Origin of the sequence: Streptomyces sp. NBC_00385 (genome assembly GCF_035917155.1) — a bacterium.
Taxonomy (GTDB): Bacteria; Actinomycetota; Actinomycetes; order Streptomycetales; family Streptomycetaceae; genus Streptomyces; species Streptomyces poriferorum.
The window spans coordinates 8,080,741-8,097,564 of record NZ_CP107951.1 but is presented as its reverse complement, the minus strand read 5'-3'; the positions used below and the strand labels follow the sequence as shown (position 1 = coordinate 8,097,564).

12 protein-coding genes are annotated in these 16,824 nt (G+C 72.8%); 5 read left to right on the top strand and 7 right to left on the bottom strand.

Annotated features, from left to right (window positions below):
- Positions 1–32: 32 nt before the first annotated feature.
- Positions 33–710 (bottom strand): uracil-DNA glycosylase, encoded by a 678-nt coding sequence (locus tag OG959_RS35765; RefSeq protein ID WP_326665235.1) that lies wholly within the window; start codon positions 708–710, stop codon positions 33–35.
- 157 nt (positions 711–867) lie between these two features.
- Here OG959_RS35765 and OG959_RS35760 point away from each other — a divergent pair, with 157 nt between their 5' ends.
- Positions 868–1,929, top strand: coding sequence for an N-acetylglucosamine kinase (locus OG959_RS35760; protein WP_326665233.1), 1,062 nt, complete (start codon positions 868–870; stop codon positions 1,927–1,929).
- Between the two features lie 80 nt (positions 1,930–2,009).
- A complete protein-coding gene (locus tag OG959_RS35755) occupies positions 2,010–2,933 on the top strand; it encodes a sirohydrochlorin chelatase (RefSeq protein ID WP_326665232.1) in 924 nt (307 codons plus the stop codon).
- A 152-nt stretch (positions 2,934–3,085) separates the two neighbouring features.
- On the opposite strand, the gene OG959_RS35750 is transcribed toward OG959_RS35755, so the two are convergent.
- From OG959_RS35750 to OG959_RS35725, 6 genes are all read right to left on the bottom strand, one after another.
- Positions 3,086–4,150: a lactonase family protein gene (locus OG959_RS35750; protein ID WP_326665231.1), complete on the bottom strand. Its 1,065-nt coding sequence runs from the start codon at positions 4,148–4,150 to the stop codon at positions 3,086–3,088.
- A gap of 130 nt (positions 4,151–4,280) precedes the next feature.
- A complete protein-coding gene (locus OG959_RS35745; RefSeq protein WP_326665229.1) occupies positions 4,281–5,792 on the bottom strand; it encodes an FUSC family protein in 1,512 nt (503 codons plus the stop codon).
- Positions 5,793–6,115: 323 nt separating this feature from the next.
- Positions 6,116–7,081, bottom strand: a complete 966-nt coding sequence (locus OG959_RS35740; RefSeq protein WP_326665227.1) for an ABC transporter ATP-binding protein — start codon at positions 7,079–7,081, stop codon at positions 6,116–6,118.
- Positions 7,078–9,792 carry an FtsX-like permease family protein gene (locus OG959_RS35735; RefSeq protein ID WP_326665225.1) on the bottom strand — a complete coding sequence of 905 codons (2,715 nt, stop codon included), beginning with the start codon at positions 9,790–9,792 and terminating at the stop codon, positions 7,078–7,080. Before OG959_RS35735 ends, OG959_RS35740 begins: the two co-directional genes overlap by 4 nt.
- A gap of 1 nt (position 9,793) precedes the next feature.
- The gene (locus OG959_RS35730; protein WP_326665223.1) at positions 9,794–13,117 is read right to left on the bottom strand and encodes an FtsX-like permease family protein; all 3,324 of its coding nucleotides are present in this window, start codon (positions 13,115–13,117) and stop codon (positions 9,794–9,796) included.
- A 157-nt stretch (positions 13,118–13,274) separates the two neighbouring features.
- On the bottom strand, positions 13,275–14,009 hold the full coding sequence (locus OG959_RS35725) for an ABC transporter ATP-binding protein (protein ID WP_326665221.1): 735 nt from the start codon (positions 14,007–14,009) through the stop codon (positions 13,275–13,277).
- Positions 14,010–14,211: 202 nt separating this feature from the next.
- Between OG959_RS35725 and OG959_RS35720 the strand changes: the two genes are divergently transcribed.
- The 3 genes from OG959_RS35720 (at position 14,212) to OG959_RS35710 (ending at position 16,817) form a co-directional block, all read left to right on the top strand.
- Positions 14,212–15,390, top strand: a complete 1,179-nt coding sequence (locus tag OG959_RS35720; protein WP_326665220.1) for a PP2C family protein-serine/threonine phosphatase — start codon at positions 14,212–14,214, stop codon at positions 15,388–15,390.
- 182 nt (positions 15,391–15,572) lie between these two features.
- Positions 15,573–16,163, top strand: a complete 591-nt coding sequence (locus OG959_RS35715; protein ID WP_326665219.1) for a lytic polysaccharide monooxygenase auxiliary activity family 9 protein — start codon at positions 15,573–15,575, stop codon at positions 16,161–16,163.
- A 132-nt stretch (positions 16,164–16,295) separates the two neighbouring features.
- Complete coding sequence (locus OG959_RS35710) at positions 16,296–16,817, top strand: Lrp/AsnC family transcriptional regulator (protein ID WP_326665218.1); 522 nt, start codon at positions 16,296–16,298, stop codon at positions 16,815–16,817.
- Positions 16,818–16,824 lie beyond the last annotated feature (7 nt).

Below are 16,824 nucleotides of genomic sequence, written 5' to 3'. Positions count from 1 at the left end.
ACCGGGCCACGCGTCGGCGGCGGATGCAGGAGCTAGGGGAGGCGCCAGTCCACCGGCTGCGCGCCCTGGCGCGCCAGGAGTTCATTGGCCCTGCTGAAGGGACGCGACCCGAAGAAGCCGGCGTCCGCCGACCGGGGGGACGGATGGGCGGACTCGATCGCCGGGAAGTCCCCAAGCGACGGCCGGAGATTGCGGGCGTCGCGGCCCCACAGGATGGACACCAGCGGGGTGCCCCGTGCGACCAGCGCCCGGATCGCCTGCTCGGTGACCTCTTCCCAGCCCTTGCCCCGGTGGGCGCCGGGGTTGCGGGGCGCAGCCGTCAGCGCCCTGTTCAGCAGCAGCACACCCTGCCGCGTCCATGGGGTCAGATCGCCGTTCGACGGGCGCGGCAGCCCCAGGTCCGTGTGCAGCTCGCGGTAGATGTTCTCCAGGCTCCCCGGAAGCTGACGGACCTCGGGAGCCACCGCGAAGCTCAGCCCGATGGCCATCCCCGGTGTGGGGTAGGGGTCCTGACCGACGATCAGCACACGTACCTCGTCAAAGGGCTGCTGGAACGCGCGCAGCACGTTCGCCCCCGACGGCAGATACGTACGGCCTGCCGCGACCTCGGCCCGCAGGAAGTCCCCCATCTCGGCAATGCGTCCCGCCACGGGGGCCAACGCCCGAGCCCAGCCGGGCTCCACAACTTCGTTCAACGGTCGCGCTGTCACAGGCTCACCCTACCGGCGTAACGACCGGTGTCCCGCCCCTCCCCCACCTGCGGTGGCCGTGCGGCACGGGGGCGGTCCGCCGCGACGCCTCCGGCTCGTCGCGGAGGGCCTGGAGATAGGCTGCCGCCGTCATTTCTCTGCCGATGGGAGCCGCTCCATGGAGTCACACGGGCATGCGGCCGGGGAGTACGTCCTCGGCGTCGACTCGGGCGGTTCCGGGCTGAGGGTGGCGCTGGGCACCGTGGCCGGGGAAGGCCCCCCGGCCACGTCGGTGTGCGCCGAACCGGTGCGGACCGGCCCCGCCGGCATCGACGCCGCCCACCTCCTCGATCAGCTGCTGCCCGCCGTCCGGCATCTGCTCGCCCGGCACGGCGGAGGTGACCGGATCGCCACCGCCGCGATCGGGGCGGCCGGCATGGCCACACTGGGCGACCAACTGCGCGCCGAACTGCCCGAGGCCCTGGCGGACGCGTTCGGCCTGCGGCAGCTGGCGCTGGCCGCCGACGCGGTGACCGCGTACGCCGGGGCGGTCGGCCAGCGGCCCGGCGCGGTCGTGGCGGCCGGTACCGGCCTGATCGCGCTGGGAACGGATCTCACGCAGTGGCGAAGGGCCGACGGCTGGGGCCATCTGCTGGGCGACAGCGGGGGCGGCGCCTGGATCGGGCGGGCCGGACTCGACGCGGCGATGCGCGCCCACGACGGACGGCGCGGGGGCTCCCCGGCACTGCTGGCGAGACTGGAGGCGGTGTTCGGCCCGGCAACCGAACTGCCCGGCCTGCTCTATCCGCGTACCGACCGGCCCGCGGTCCTGGCCTCGTTCGCGCCCGAGGTGGCCGCGTGCGCGGCGCACGACCCTGTCGCCGAAGGCATCCTCCGTGACGCCGCCGGGCACATCGCGGAGGCCGCCGCCGCGGTGTGCCCGAAGGCGGGTACGGAGGGCGCGGAGTGCGAAGTGGCGCTGACCGGTGGCTTGTTCCGGATGGGCGAGCCGCTGCTCGTACCGCTGCGCGAGGAGCTGGCGCGACAGCTGCCGCAGGCACGAGCGGTCCCCGGTTCGGGTGATCCGCTGATCGGTTCGCTGCGCATCGCGCAGGCGCTCGCCACCGACGGGCTTCGGCTGCCGCTCCATCCCACGCTGCTCCGGGTCACCGTGTCCCCGCAGGAATCCGGCACCTCCCGGGGGGCGACAGAGCAGGGCAGTCGACCGGTAAGCCACTGATCGGATAAATGCGGACAGACAACGCTCGACCGGCCCCTCCCCGAGCAGCGGGGTACCCAAAACCAGTAGCATGCGGCGCCATGAGCACCCCCACTGGGCCCGCTTCCGGCCTGCCTGTACGAATGCCGCGACCTCGCCAGTCCGGACGGCACCGCCGCCCGGAGCCCGTGGTCGCACCTGAGGGCGCTGCCGCGCTCGTTCTCGCCGTTCCCGGTACCCCCTCCCCGGCCAGCCGCAGTCTGGCCGAAGAGGTCATCAGCATCGCCCGTTCCGAGCTGCCCGGTCTGAACGCCCTGATCGGTTACCTCGACGGCGACGACGCCGAGTACCCCACCCTTGCCTCCGTTCTCGCGCACGCGGCCGCCGAGCGCGTCGCGCGCTTCGAGCAGGCGCAGGCCGTCGGCCGTGAGGTCGCCGAGCCCGAGGGCCCGGCCGCCGTCGTGGTGCCGCTGCTCGCGGGACCCGACAACACGCTGGTCCAGCGGATACGCCGCGCGATCGAGGACAGCCGGGCTCCGGCCGAGCTGACCGATGTGCTCGGCCCGCACCCGCTGCTCGCCGAGGCCCTGCACGTACGCCTCTCCGAGGCCGGCCTGGCCCGCGCGGACCGCGCGAGGCTGTTCACCGTGGCCACGGCCGCCGACGGCATCGTGCTGGCCACTGTGGGCGGTGAGGAGGCCGTGCAGGCGGCGGGGATCACCGGCATGCTGCTGGCCGCGCGGCTCGCGGTCCCGGTGATGGCCGCAGCGCTCGACGTCGAGGGCTCGGTCGCCTCGATCGCCGACCAGCTGAAGGGCTCCGGCTCGCTGCAGCTGGCCGTGGCGCCCTACCTGGTCGGCCCCGAGGTGGCCGACGGGATGCTGGACGCCGCACTCAAGGAGGCCGGCTGCGCGAGTGCCGAGCCGCTCGGCGCGTACCCGGCGATCGGCAAGCTGGTGCTGTCGATGTACATGTCCTCGCTCGGCATCGCTCCGGCGGTGGCGCAGGGGGCTCAGGCCCACTGATCCGGGCCGGGGGCCGGGTGTGCTGTCCGTCGCGGGAGCGGGACGGACAGCACACCCGGCCCGCCCGTGACACAGGTACGCCCCGGGAGCCGCTGCGGCTCCCGGGGCGTACGCCGTTTCTCAGCTCCTCAGCTCCTCAGCTCCTCAGCTCCTCAGCCGAAGATCACGCAGGAGGCCGCAGGGACCTTCAGGGACCCTTCCTGGGCCGGGACACCGGTCTCCTGGTCCACGGCGAACCAGCTGACGTCCCCCGACCTCTCGTTGGCGGCGTACAACCGCCGTCCGGCCGGGTCGAGGGCGAGGTCGCGCGGCCAGTGCCCGCCACAGCTCACGGTCGTGACCAGGGACACCTGCTCGCCCGTGGCATCGAGGGCGAGCACCGAGATGCTGTCGTGGCCCCGGTTGGCCACCCAGAGGAACCGGCCGTCGTGCGCGACGACGGCCTCGGACGGATAGCTCGCCGGGCCGGCGCCACCGCTCGCCCCTTCGGGCAGTACGGGCGTCTCGCCGAGAGCCTCCAGGACCCCGGCGGCCGGATCCCACCGGCACACCGTGACCGTGGGCTCCAGCTCGTTCAGCACATAGGCGTGGCCGCCCGCGGGGTGGAACGCGAGATGGCGGGGGCCGGTACCGGGCCGCAGCGCCGTCTCGCCGTGCGGCCGCAGCTGCCCGGTGTCCGGGTCGAGCACACAGATCCGTACGGAGTCGGTGCCGAGGTCGACGCCGAGCACCCAGTTCCCCGAGGGGTCGGGAAGGACCTGATGCGCGTGCGGCCCCTCCTGGCGTTCGACGACCGGACCGCTGCCCTCGTGCGCGAGTACACAGGAGGCCGCACCGAGCGAACCGTCGGCGAGCACGGGCAGGGTGGTGACGCTGCCGGAGCCGTAGTTCGCGGTGACCACATGGCCGCCCGCGAGCGCGAGATGCGTGGGGCCGTCGCCGTCCACCGGGCGGAGCTCCCCCAGGGGCCTCGGGACATCGTGGCCGGCGTCGAGGGCCGCTGCCGCACCCTTCTCCGTCTCGCTCACCGCGTAGAGGACCGGGCCTTCGGGGCCCCGGCCGAGCGCGAGGTACGAGGGATCGGGTACGGCGTCCGTCGTGCCGAGGACGGTGAGCGCCCCGGTCTCCTCGTCCACGGCGGCGACGGTGATCCCGTGCCCGCCCGCCGAGGTGAACGACCCGATGAATGCCCGTCCGGCACCGTTGCTGCTGTCCACCGCACTGCCTCTCTCCGCCGACTGATCGCGACGACGACGGCCGCCGCGATCTTCCGCGGCGACCGTAGCAGTGCCGCCATTTGGTCTGGACCAGGGGTGCGGACTCGGGGGTACGGAGCCGGGCCCGGGATCAGGCCGGGAGGAGAGGCGCGCGCGGCGTGGCGTGCAGGGGCGCCGCCAGTTCGGCGAGCGCGCGCTCCAGGCTGTGCAGGTGGGCGAGGGCGGGTTCGGCGACCGCCGTGTGCGCGGGGACGCCCCCGGTCACCGCGGCGCGGGCCGGACGCTCGGACGCGGTGAGCGCCTCCACGGCGCTCTCGACGCGCCAGCAGGCCGCGGCGAGCCGGGCGTCGTGGGAGGCTTCCGGGTCCGCCGCCACGGAGGCCAGTCCGCGCACTTCCCGCGCACAGTCGTCGAGCAGGGCCAGCACGTGCCGTGCCCGTCGCTTGCGGGCCCTCATCGGGTTGAGCGGGTGCACCAGCGGCGCGAGCGACAGGCGCACCCGGCCGAGGATCGCCTCCAGTTCACCGACGCGCCGCGGCGGGTCGGCGTCCTCGCTCCCCGCGAGCTGCGCGGCGGCCTCCGCCGTGCAGGTGTGCACGCACCGCAGCGCGCGCTCCACCCACGCCTCGGTCACCGCGTGCGTGGTGACCGGCAGCACGAACAGCACCGCCAGTACGGCACCGAGTGCCCCGACCCCCGTCTCGGTCACCCGCAGCATGAGCAGATCCGCGTCGAGCACACCGAGCAGCCCGTACAGCATGCTCGCCATCACGGTCACGGCCAGCATCATCCAGGTGTAGGAGACGGCGGCGGAGTAGAAGATCCCGAAGACGCCGATCGCCACGACCACGGCGGCCACGACCGGCTCGTGGTGCAGCGGAACGGCCACGGCGAAGCCCAGACCGATCCCGAGCACCGTCCCCAGGAATCGCCGGAACCCGCGCACGACGGTCTCGCCCCGTGAGGTCGTGGCCACGAACACCCACCAGGTGGCGCCGACCGCCCAGTACCAACGCTGATCGGAGAGCACCTGCCCCACGGCGAGTGCGAAGCCCGAGCCCAGCGTGGCCTGTACGGCCTGCCGTGTCGTGATCCTCGCCAGCCCTGCTCCCCCGGTGGGCGGGGCGACCGCCACGGGTGCCGGGAGCCGGCGTTCGTAGCACCACACCCCGAACCGCACCACCGACGACGCGACGAGTGACAGCAGCACGGCCACGTACAGCTCGGGCAGCTGTCCGGGAACGGTGTGCAGGAACTGGGCGGAGAAGTAGGCCATGAAGCCGAACACACCCAGCGAGTGTCCGCGAGGCCCCCAGCGCCGCGCGTACACCCCCGCTCCCACGACTGCGAGGAACGCCAGGTCGCGCGCGAGGGGCACATCGTGCAGCACGGCCGCGAGCGTGAGCACCGGGAGGCCGACGACGGGGAGGAGCGCGGTCGTGGCCGCCTGTCCCCGCACCGTCGGATCCGTCACCGTGAACAGGGCGAGCAGCGCGGCCAGGCCACCGGTGATGGCCGCCGCCAGCGAGTGCCCGGCCGACCCGCACAGCGCCACGGCGAGCCCGATACCCAGCACGGCCCGGGACGCGAACCGCAGCCGGATCCGCCCCGGATCGTGTGCGACGAACGCCCTCTTCAGCACGTAGCCCCGCCCCTTTCGCGCATGGATCAGCGCAGACATGAAAAAGGCGCCACAGAGATCCCGGAGGGACCCGCAGCGCCATTGATAGAGCTATTGCAGCACCTGAAGAGCTAATGGTTCAACTTGGGCCAGCACCTATGGGCCAATGGCTCATGATCCCCCTTCCTTGCCGGGCCACAGCAGAGCCAACGGACCAGCCTGCCGCGACGCCCTCACTCAGGCGGCGTTTCCCGGGGGACGGGCCGAGAGCCGCGCGAGAGCGCCCAGGACATCGTGGAAACCGACAGCCGCGCCCTGATCCGGCCCGATCCCGGCCGAAGGCCCTACTGCCCGGCCGTGTCGTCGGGCCAGATGCCTATGTGATCGGCTTCCAGCTCCAGCATCACCCGGTCACGCATGCCCAGGGCATCGGTGTGATCGGCGGGCAGCTGAAGGCGGCCCGCGCGGTCCAGCATCGCGTACTCCCTGGCCACCACCGATTCCTGGCCCGTCGTCGCGTCGACCTCCGTGCGCCGCAGGGTCTCCGTGGAGGTGCGACCGTCACGAATGGCCACCGTGCGGCTGACCTCGGAGGCCACCGACTGGTCGTGGGTGACGATCAGGATCGTCGTGCCGAGCTCCTGGTTCGCCATACGCAGCGCGGCGAAGACCTGCTCGGCCGTCTGGGAGTCGAGCTCTCCCGTCGGCTCGTCGGCGAGCAGCACCGACGGTTCGTTCGCCAGTGCCACCGCGATGGAGACACGTTGCTGCTGGCCACCGGACATCTGGTGCGGACGGCGGTCGCGGCAGTCGGCCACCTCCAGCAGTGAGAGCAGCGATTCGGCGCGCGCGGCCCGTTCGGCCTTCTTCCTCGTACGGCCGGCCAGTTGCATCGGCAGCGTCACGTTCTGCACTGCGCTCAGATACGGCAGGAGGTTGCGCGCCGTCTGCTGCCAGACGAAACCCACCACTTCGCGCCGGTAGCGCAGCCGGTCCTTCGCGCTCATGGTCAGCAGATCGCACCCGGCCACCTTCGCGGCGCCCGCCGTCGGCTCGTCCAGACCCGCCAGGACGTTCATCAGCGTCGACTTGCCGCTGCCGGACGCCCCGACCAGGGCTATCAGCTCCCCCTCACGGACCAGCAGGTCGAGCCCTTGCAGCGCCTGCACCTCGACTCCGTCCGTGGAGAAGATGCGGACCAGTCGGTCGCAGGTGATCAGCGCGTCGTGGCCGTACTCCGGCCGGTCGCGCCGGGCCGCCGCCCGGCGCTCCAGTTCGCCGAGGGTGATTCCTGTGGAGGACTCGGTCATCGCGTGTCTCCTACCCTGAGTTCGGTCGTTGTCGTACGGCGGGTGATCACCCAGGCCTGCGCGGCGGCCACCGCCGACGCGATCGCCACCACGCCGAGCGCGGGCAGCAGCAGACTCACCGGATCGACGCGCAGCTGTACCCGGCCGAGTGACGCCGCGTGCCCGGCCAGGGCGAGCCGGTCGAGATCGATTCCGGGGGCCAGCAGCAGGATCGCCGCCCAGCCGACCAGCGCACCGCCCACGGCGGCCAGCAGAGCCTGCGGGAGGTTCTCCAGAACCAGCAGCCGGCGCCCCTGCCGGCGGGTCAGGCCCATGGTGCGCAGCCGGGCCAGCATCGCGGTCCGCTCGGCGGAGGTCTGGAGCAGTGAGAGCACCAGCGCGAGTACCGCGTACCCGGCTCCCGCCGCCGCGGCCACCGCGTAGATCCGTTCGGCACCGCTCTGCACGGGTGACGTCGTGAACCTGTCCCGTTCGGCGGAGCGCAGCTTCACGGTGGCGGAGCCCGCTGCGCGGGCCGCCGACTCGAGGTCGGCGCCCGCGACGGAGGGCCCGGATATCAGCAGCGTGGATGCGGGGTGCCTGCCCGGCAGACCTGCCGCGTCGACCACCAGGAAGTCGCCGTCGGTGGCGGCGGGAGTGGTGGTGCGCACCATGTCCACGCGGACCGAGAACGGGGCGCCCGCCTCGCCGATCTCCGTCGTCCCGCCGCGCAGCCGCTCGGCGACGGCGGGGGAGGCGAGCGCGGGCAGCACTCCGGCGGATTTCCGCAGTTCGGTGGCCCGGAACGGACCGAAGCCGGTGCGGCCGGCGAGACGCGCGTACGAATCGGGGTCGACGGCGAGCAGCGTGACGCGGTCGAGCCGGCCGTCCCGCAGGTCCAGGTCGAACTCCCGGTAGACGGGCGCGACATCGCTCACCCCGGCCATCTTCCGTACCGTCCCCGCCAGCTTGTCCGGCAGGCCCTGAGGCGCATCGATCCGGGCATCGGCACCGACCGCGGCCAAGGACGCCCGGTCCCGGGCATCGGCGACACCGGAGAGGACCGAGCCGCCGAACGCCACCGTCGTCAGGGCCACGAGCAGTGCAAGCAGCGGAAGCACGGTGGTGGCGGAGGAGGAGCGGCCCGCACGGGCGAGGGACAGAAAGCCGACCGCGCCGCGCCGTCGCGCCATCGGCAGCGCCGCGAGCCGCAGAGGCAGCGGAAACAGCCGTACGAGCAGCAGCGCGGCGATCACACCCACCAGGACCGGGGCGGCGCTGATCAGTGCGTCCGCGTCACCGTCCGAGGTGCCCCGGCGCCGCAGTGCGGTGACCGCTGCCACGGCCAGCACCAGCAGCGTCAGTTCGGCCACGGTCCGGCGGCGCGACGGCCTGGCGCGTACAAGGTCGTCCCGGTCACTGTGCAGGCGCGGCCGCCGGTGCAGGAACGCCGCTCTCAGCGGCAGCGTGGCGCAGGCGAACAGCGCGACGGCGGCCGAGGCGAGCAGCGCCGGAAGCGTCCGGCCCTCGGGAACGACGACGAGCGCGAGCGCGCAGCCGAGTGCCGCGCCGGCCGGCACGGGAACGGCGACCTCGGCGAGCAGCCGCCCCGCGATGCCGCGGACCGACCCGCCCCGCGAGCGGAGCAGCGACAACTCGCTGTGCCGGCGCGAGGCGGCCAGGCCTCCGGTCATCAGCAGGACGACGCCCACGACGCTGCCGACGCCGAAGGCCGCGACGGCGACCACCGGGTTGATCGCGGCACGGATGCCGTCGAACTCGATGAGGACGTCGTCCAGGCCGGTGCTGACCTCCAGCTGCGGCGCGACCTCGGTGCGCAGCGTGCTCAGCAGCGGGCCCTGTTCGAGGGAGGCGATCGTCTGCCTGATCCGGGGCAGGTCGGCGCTGTCCATCCCGGCCGGGTCGGGAGCCACGCGCCAGTAGGCCTCGGGGCCCATGGACAGCAGGACGGGTGCCGCTTCGGGGGCCAGCAGCAGTGCGCCGTGCCAGTACGGCAGCGGGGGCTGATCCGGCGTGTGCAGGAACGTCGGCGTGCGCAGCACGGGCTCGACGGACCAGTAGCTCTGCCGCGGCCGCAGCGGTTCGACGATGCCGGTGACGCGCACGGCGAGGGGCGCGCCGTCGGCCCGCGGCACATGGACGGTCGAGCCGGCCTTGATGCGCAGCGCCCGGGCAGTGGCGGAGGTGACCGCTGCCTCGACGGTTCCGGTGGCCAGGTCGACGGACCCCGCGGTCGCCCTGGGCAGCCGTCCCGAGGCCAGCGTGGAGTGCTCGGCGACCGCGGTCTGGGCGGAGAGGGTGAATACCGGCCGGCCGCCGTTCAGCTCGGGCAGCCACGCGTCGGTGGCCTCCACCGGCTTGAGGGTGCGTGCTCCGTAGGCGGACTGGCCGGTGTCGACACGCAGGGACTTCGGCAGGGCGGCCAGGATCTGCTGGTAGTTCTCGGTCAGCCGACGGGCCTCCAGCGCATTGAAGATCTTTTCCCGTGCACCGTCCACGTCCTGCCACGGATCGCTGCTGAGCTGGATGACGCTTCCGTCCGGTGTGGTGGCGCTCACCTCGTGGCGCAGGCCCCGGCTTTCGTACGCGGCCACCGCGCCAGGGAACGCCGCGGCGAGGAACGAGGTGACGAGGACGAGGAGCAGCAGGGCGACGGCGGGCCCCGGCGCCGTACGCAGCCGGGTGCGGACCCAGGGCGCAGTGGCCTTCATATCACTCGCCTCCCTGGACACGCAGCGCCGCGGCGGGATCGCCCCGGCGCATCGCCAGCGCCGCCACGATGAGCACGGGTGCGGCGGCGACTCCCGCGACCAGCAGCGCCACGCGCCCGAGCGGCAGTTCCACCAGCACACTCGGAGCAGGCTGTGTGGCCTGTCCGGTCAGCACGATCAGCGGTACGACGGCACGGGTGAGCACCGCGCCGAGGGCCAGCCCGATCAGCAGCCCGAGTCCGATCAGCAGTGACTGCTCGACGGCGAGCAGCCGGGCCAGTTGGCGCCGCGGCGCGCCGAGCGCCCGGAGCACCGCGAACTCCGTCGCGCGTTCCCGCAGCGTTCCCACCGCGCCCACCGCGAAGCCGACCGCGGCCAGCGCCGCGGCGACGAGAGCCACCGCGAGCAGCGCCGACTGCGGGCCCGCGCCGAGCGGATCGTCGTGCAGGTCCTCGGCGATCTCGTCGCGCACCTGGATCTGGGTCGGGTCGATCTCGGCCCTGTCGCGCAGGGCCGCCGCGACCTGGTCCGCGGCCCCGCGCTCGGTGAACAGCCACCATTCGGTGGGCGGGAACGCCGAGTCGGGACGGGTGGCGAGCACCCGGTTGACGGCTCGCAGATCGATCAGCAGCGCGCCGCCGTCGGTCGCGGGCGTGGCGGCCGGGTCGACGGCGCCCGCACCGGGCCCGGTGGTCGGGATTCCGCGGAGGGCGCCCACGATCTTCACCTTGACGGGGCCTCCGGGCATCGGGATGTCGATCACGGATCCGGTCTTCGCACCACTGGACTCGAGGAAGCGGTCGGTGGCGAGCGCGGCGGGCAGGGCCGGTTCCGCACGCTTGGCCGTGACCCGGACGGTGACCGTGCGCTTCGGGCCCCATTGGTCCTCGAACACCACTTTGCCCGTGTGGTAGGAGACGTCCAGGGGTGTCCGGGACGACGAGCCCACGGCGGTGATCGCGGGGCCTCGCTCACCCAAGGACGAGTCGGGCTCGATGCTCACCGTGGCCTTCGCCCCCCATGCCAGGTCCTTCGGCACGGTGACCCCGCGGGTGGCGCCGTCCGCGGTGACCGAGCGCATCCCGCCGATCGTGAGCCGCTTGGCGGCGATCCGGTCCGGGTAGCCCGCCTCGTCGAACTCCACGCCGGTCAGCGCCAGCGGACCCGCCGGCCTTCCCGCCGGGGCGTCCGCCGCCTTGGCGAGGTCGACGGTCAACGCGTGCGGCTTGCCGTCCGGCGCGAGTGCGTCCGACTCCAGCCGGTAGGGCACTCCGAAGCGGTCCTCGAAGGTGAGCGTGATGGTCGTGCCCTCTCCCGCGTGCGGGCCGCCCTCGGCGGCGCGCAGGGTGACATCGAGGACGAGACGCACCGTGTCATCGGGCAGCACCACACCCGTGGGTGCGGTCTTCCCCGGGCGCAGGGTCCTCAGCAGCTTGCCCGGGTCGGTGTCGGCCAGGTCGTCCCGCAGCCGTAGTTCCGTGCCTGCGAGCCCGGTGTCGAGCGCGAGTACGGTGGCCTGGCGTCCGCCCGAGAGACCGAGACCGGTACGGGCGGCCGGCACCGCTGCCCGTACGCCCGGCATCCCGTCGTACACACCGCCCTGGCCGAAGCGGGGGGTGCCGCTGCCCAGGACGCGTACCGGGGCGCCGGCCCGGAAGTCCGCCTGGTCGTCCTGCGAGCGGTCCCAGGACGCGCCCTGGCCGATCGCCAGCATGCCCATGGCGACAGCGAGCACCAGCAGCAGCACCGGTCCCGCGCCGCGCAGTGGTCTGCGGCTGATCTGCCAGCCCGCCAGCGGGACGGTCAGGCCCCGGCCCGCGGTCGCCCGCCGCTCGGCGAGCTTCGCCGTCGGCGGCAGCAGGCGCAGGGTGAGGACGGTCCCGGCCAGCAGCGCCAGCGCCGGCGCCACGACGAGCAGCGGGTCGATGCCCAGCTCGCCCTCGCGGTCGCCGCTGAGGGCACCGCCGCCCGAGGTACTCCGGTCCAGCTGCCAGAACGCGACGGCGGCGACGGCCACGAGCGCGATGTCCGCGCCCGTCCGCAGCGGGGCGGGCAGCGTGCGGACGCGCCCGCGTGCCGCCACTGCGGCGGTGAGCGCCGGGGCCACCACGGCCGCTGCACAGGCCAGCGCCGCCACCACGCCGACCAGCCAGACCTCCGCGGTCGGACCTGTGTCGACGCGCAGCCCGATTCTGGCCAGCAGCCCCTGGCCGGCGAGCAACCGGGTGAGCGGACCCGCCAGCAGCGGCGCGCACACGGCGGCGGGCAGCGCGAGCAGCAGCGCCTCCAGTGCGGAGAGCGCGGCGAGACGGCCACGCGACGCGCCGCGGGCCAGCAGTACCTGCGTTTCGCCCGCGCGTTCCGTGCTCAGCAGCCGGGCCACCAGTAGCAGCGTGTACGCGGCGAGCAGCACCAGCTGCAGCGAGATGATCAGCAGGGTCGCCCTGGACACGAGCAGCGCCCGCTCCAGCGCGCCGAGGACGTCGGGCAGCGAGGTACGCGTAGTGACGCCGCTCTCCAGCCCCGGCCGGGCGGCGACGAGCTTCTGGCTGTTCTTCGCGGCCGTGCGCAGTGAGTCGATCCGGTCGGCGCCGAACGTGCTGAAGTCGGCCGTGGCCAGCCAGGAGGCACCACCGTGCGTGATCCGGTCGGACCCGAAGGCCGCGGTGTCGGTCAGCAGCGGCCCGTACGTCAGGAACGAGTCCCTGTGCACACCGCGCCCGCCCAGCTCGTCCAGCTGCCAGTACGGATCGTTCCGGTCGACGGGACGGTAGACGCCGGTGACGCGTATGCGCACCGCGGGGCCACCGAGCCGGTCGGTGAGGGTCAGTATCCGCGGCCCCGGCAGCAGTTTCAGCTGCATCGCGGCGACCTCGGGCACGGCGACGCCGACCACGTCGCCCTGCCCCGCCGACGGCCAGGCGCCCTTCGACAGGCGGACCCGCGAGCGGTCCGCCAGGGCGAACGTGGTGAGGTCGGGTTCGCCCTCGCGGGCGGCCGGTGACTGCAGACCGCGCGGCAGCGCGTACGGGCCCGAGCGTTCGAACTGCCGCAGGGTCACCGGCAGCCCGTCGAAGGACTGCCGGGCCCCGCGCCGGACCTGTGCGGCCGCGACACGGTCCGCCTCGGGACTCTCCGCCTTGATGATCAGCGAGGCGGCGGCCGCGTCCCTGGTCTGCAGGGCGTGACGCAGTCCGGCGTCCCCGACGGAACCCGAGAACGCGGCGAGGGTGGCCAGAACGGCGGTGGTCAACAGGACGGCCAGCAGCGCCGCCGTGACCAGCAACCGGTGTGCGCGGACGCGCAGAAACACAAATCCCGTCACCGGTCTCCCCCGAAACGCCTTACGCACCCCCGAAAACTCTTTCGAAGAGAATGTTTACAGAGACGGAGTCCGGAGAACACCGCTCGCACCCATGACTTGATCGAATTGTGACCGGATTTCGGTGCGTGAACACCGAAATGCGGCGCTCCGCCGTGCGTCAGGCGTGCTCGACGATATGGCCGTCATTGAGTTCGAGCACCCGGTCGGCCAGGCCCAGCAGCTGGGCGTCGTGCGTGGCGACCAGCGCCGTCACGCCTTCGGCCCGCACCACGGCACGCAGCAGCTCCATCACCGCGAGCCCGGTCTCCGCATCCAGCTGGCCCGTCGGTTCGTCGGCGATCAGCAGGGCGGGCCGGTTGGCTAGTGCGCGGGCGATCGCGACACGTTGCTGCTGGCCGCCGGAGAGCTCACCGGGCCGCTGCTCCGCGTGGTCGGCCAGGCCGACCAGCGCGAGGAGCAGCTCGACCCTCTCGTCGCGCTCCTTCGGGTCGGTTCTGCGCAGGCGCATCGGCACACCGACGTTCTCGGCGGCTGTCAGGATCGGGATCAGACCGAAGGACTGGAAGATGAATCCGATCCGGTCGCGGCGCAGCTCCAGCAGGCCGTCCTCACCGAGGTCCGCCAGATCGGTGCCGCCCACGGTGACGCGGCCCTCGTCGGGGGCGTCGAACCCGCCGACCAGGTTGAGGAGTGTCGTCTTGCCGGAGCCCGACCTGCCCTTGAGCGCGACCAGTTCACCGTGCGCCACGTCGAAGGAGACGCCGCGCAGGGCGTGGACGGCGGCGCCTCCGGAGCCGTAGGAACGGTGCAGGTTCTCCACCCGCACCATGGGTTCCCCGTCCCTGTCCACCACGACGGAGGTGCCGGAGTGCGCGCTGGTGTCTTGTGTCATGAAGGGTCCCCCGTACGGAATCGGTCCGGCCAAGTATGTGCAGGGGCATGCGCCCGGGCAATGGCGGGTGGCCCCGGGGCCCCCGCCTCGTCGCGGGGCCTGCTCGGCCCCGGCACGGGCGTGCCCGCCGCGCGGGAGCCACTCGCCCGGGCGAGACTACCCACGTGGGACGGGCAGACGACGAGGCAGGAGAGGCGGCGGAATGACGGCGTCCGCGAGCGATGACCTTCTGGGCGACTTTCTGGCCGACCCGGCAAATTCCGCCCTCGGCCTGGCCACGGCCGTGGACCGCTGCACCAAGGCCCTCGGTCTGCAGCATTCGGTGGTCTATCTGACCGATGTGCAGCAGCGCTTCCTGGTCCCGCTGACGGACCACGGCCCCGACCTCGCCATGGACGATTCACTGGCGGGCTGGGCGTACCGCACCCAGTCGTTGCGGGTGGAGGAAACGGACATGGGCGGCCTGACCGCGTGGCTGCCCCTGGTGGACGGCGCGGAACGCCTGGGCGTCGTGGCGGTGCTGTCCCCGGCGCTCGACGCCGTGCTGCTCCGCCGCGCCCGGATCCTCGCCTCCCTCCTGGCCATGATGATCACCTCGAAGCGGTCCTACAAGGACTCGTTCGTGGCCCGGACCCGGATGCAGCGCATGGAGTTGCCCGCCGAGATGCTCCGGGCGTTCCTGCCGCCCCGCACGATCGGTACGGCACACGTCGTATCCACGGCTGTCCTGGAACCGGCGTACGAGATCGCGGGGGACGGCTTCGACCACGCCCTCACGGCTACGACCCTGCACGCGTCGATCCTCGACTCGATGGGGCACGACCTGGCCTCGGGCCTCGCCACCTCGGTCACCCTGGCCGCCTGCCGCAGCGCGCGCCGTACGGGATCCGATCTCCCCCAGCTCGTCGAAAGCGTGGACGCGGCACTCACCCGGTGGCTTCCCGAACAGTTCTGTACGGGGATCCTGGCCCAACTGGATCTGGCCTCCGGCGTACTGCGCTGGAGCAACTGCGGTCATCCGGCACCGCTGCTCATCCGGAACCGCGCCCTGGTCCCGCACGCGATGGAGATGGAGGCGGACCCGCCCATGGGCTTCCCCTCCGCTTTCGCGTCCGAACCGCGCAAGGTCCACCGGATCGCCCTGGAACAGGGGGACCGCGTGCTCATGTACACGGACGGCGCCACCGAATCCCGGATGCGCAACGGAACGGAGTTCGGCCTCGAACGATTCGTCGACTACGTCGTACGCGCTGCGGCGGCCGGAGAACTCGCGCCGGAGACCTTGCGCCGGCTCATCCATTCCCTCCTGGACTCAGAGGACAGCGGCCTCCGGGACGACGCGACGATTCTGATGTTCGAATGGAAAAGCCCGCAGTCGTGAGCCGGGCAGGACGCCCCGCCGCCCCTTCTCCCCTCGGGCCGGGCCGCGTGATTCCGGCAGCGGTCCGCTCCGCACCGGCTGCTCCTGACGGTATGGACACACCGAGTTGACATCACTACGCTCACCCTTGGTCTAGACCGCAGAACTCTCCGGACATCACCCCGCATCTCCAGGAGCGACGTATGCGCAGAAAGATCACTTCCTTACTGACCGGGCTCGGCCTGGCCGGTGTGGCACTGTTCGCCACATCCGGCAGCGCGCAGAGCCACGGCTACACCGACTCGCCGATCAGCCGTCAGCAACTCTGCGGGATCGGCACCGTCAAGCACTGCGGCCAGATCCAGTGGGAGCCGCCGAGCGTCGAGGGGTCCAAGGGATTCCCCACCCGCGGGCCGGCCGACGGCCACATCTGCTCGGGCGGCATCGGCCGCTTCTCGGAACTCGACGACCCGCGGGGCGGCGCCTGGCCCGCCACCCAGGTCTCCGCCGGACAGAACTACACCTTCCGCTGGCGGATCGAGGCCCGGCACGCAACGACCGACTTCCGGTACTACATCACCCGGGACGGCTACGACCCGTCCCAGCCGCTCACCCGGGCCGACCTCGAACCGCAGCCGTTCCTCACCGTTCCCTTCGGCGGCAGGCAGCCGGGCTCGACCGTGACCCACTCGGGTGTGCTGCCGCAGAAGTCCGGCAAACACCTGATCCTCGGCGTCTGGACGATCTCGGACACGGGCAACGCGTTCTACGCCTGCTCCGACGTGAACTTCTGACGCCCCACCGCCCCCGGCCCCGTGCCCGCCGGCATGAGGGGCCGGGGGCGGACCTCCGGCGCTGCGGACCGGCAGTGCGCCATTGGTACAGTCGCTGCCCCGGACGACGTACCAGGGAAAGGCCGGCGGACCATGGCGGTGGACGCGCTCGACACCCGGATCCTGCGGCTTCTCATCGAGCAGCCGCAGACGAGCGTGCGCGAGTACGCGCGGATCCTGTCGATCGCCCGGGGCACTCTCCAGGCCCGTATCGACCGCCTCGAACGGGACGGTGTGATCACCGGCAGCGGCCCGTTCCTCTCCCCCGCCGCCCTCGGCCACCCGGTGCTCGCCTTCGTGCACCTGGAGGTGACGCAGGGGCATCTCGACGACGTCGGCGAGGCGCTTGCCGCGGTGCCCGAGATCATCGAGGCGTTCTCCACCACGGGCGGCGGCGATCTGCTGACCCGGGTGGTGGCGCGGGACAACGGTCACCTGGAGGACGTGATCCAGCGGCTGATCCAGCTGCCGGGCGTCGTCAGGACCCGGACCGAGGTGGCGCTGCGCGAACGGGTGCCGCACCGCTTGCTGCCGCTGGTCGAGTCGGTGGGCCGGACGGCTTCGCCCGGACGCGGCCAGAGCCCGCCCGAAGCCGGTCCGCCGGAACGGACCTGACCGCCCG

Bases quoted from the DNA above. Each gene is read 5' to 3' on its own strand.
- OG959_RS35760 (WP_326665233.1), top strand. From the start codon at position 868: ATGGAGTCACACGGGCATGCGGCCGGGGAGTACGTCCTCGGCGTCGAC.
- OG959_RS35755 (WP_326665232.1), top strand. From the start codon at position 2,010: ATGAGCACCCCCACTGGGCCCGCTTCCGGCCTGCCTGTACGAATGCCG.
- OG959_RS35740 (WP_326665227.1), bottom strand. From the start codon at position 7,081: ATGACCGAGTCCTCCACAGGAATCACCCTCGGCGAACTGGAGCGCCGG.
- OG959_RS35735 (WP_326665225.1), bottom strand. From the start codon at position 9,792: ATGAAGGCCACTGCGCCCTGGGTCCGCACCCGGCTGCGTACGGCGCCG.
- OG959_RS35725 (WP_326665221.1), bottom strand. From the start codon at position 14,009: ATGACACAAGACACCAGCGCGCACTCCGGCACCTCCGTCGTGGTGGAC.
- OG959_RS35720 (WP_326665220.1), top strand. From the start codon at position 14,212: ATGACGGCGTCCGCGAGCGATGACCTTCTGGGCGACTTTCTGGCCGAC.
- OG959_RS35715 (WP_326665219.1), top strand. From the start codon at position 15,573: ATGCGCAGAAAGATCACTTCCTTACTGACCGGGCTCGGCCTGGCCGGT.
- OG959_RS35710 (WP_326665218.1), top strand. From the start codon at position 16,296: ATGGCGGTGGACGCGCTCGACACCCGGATCCTGCGGCTTCTCATCGAG.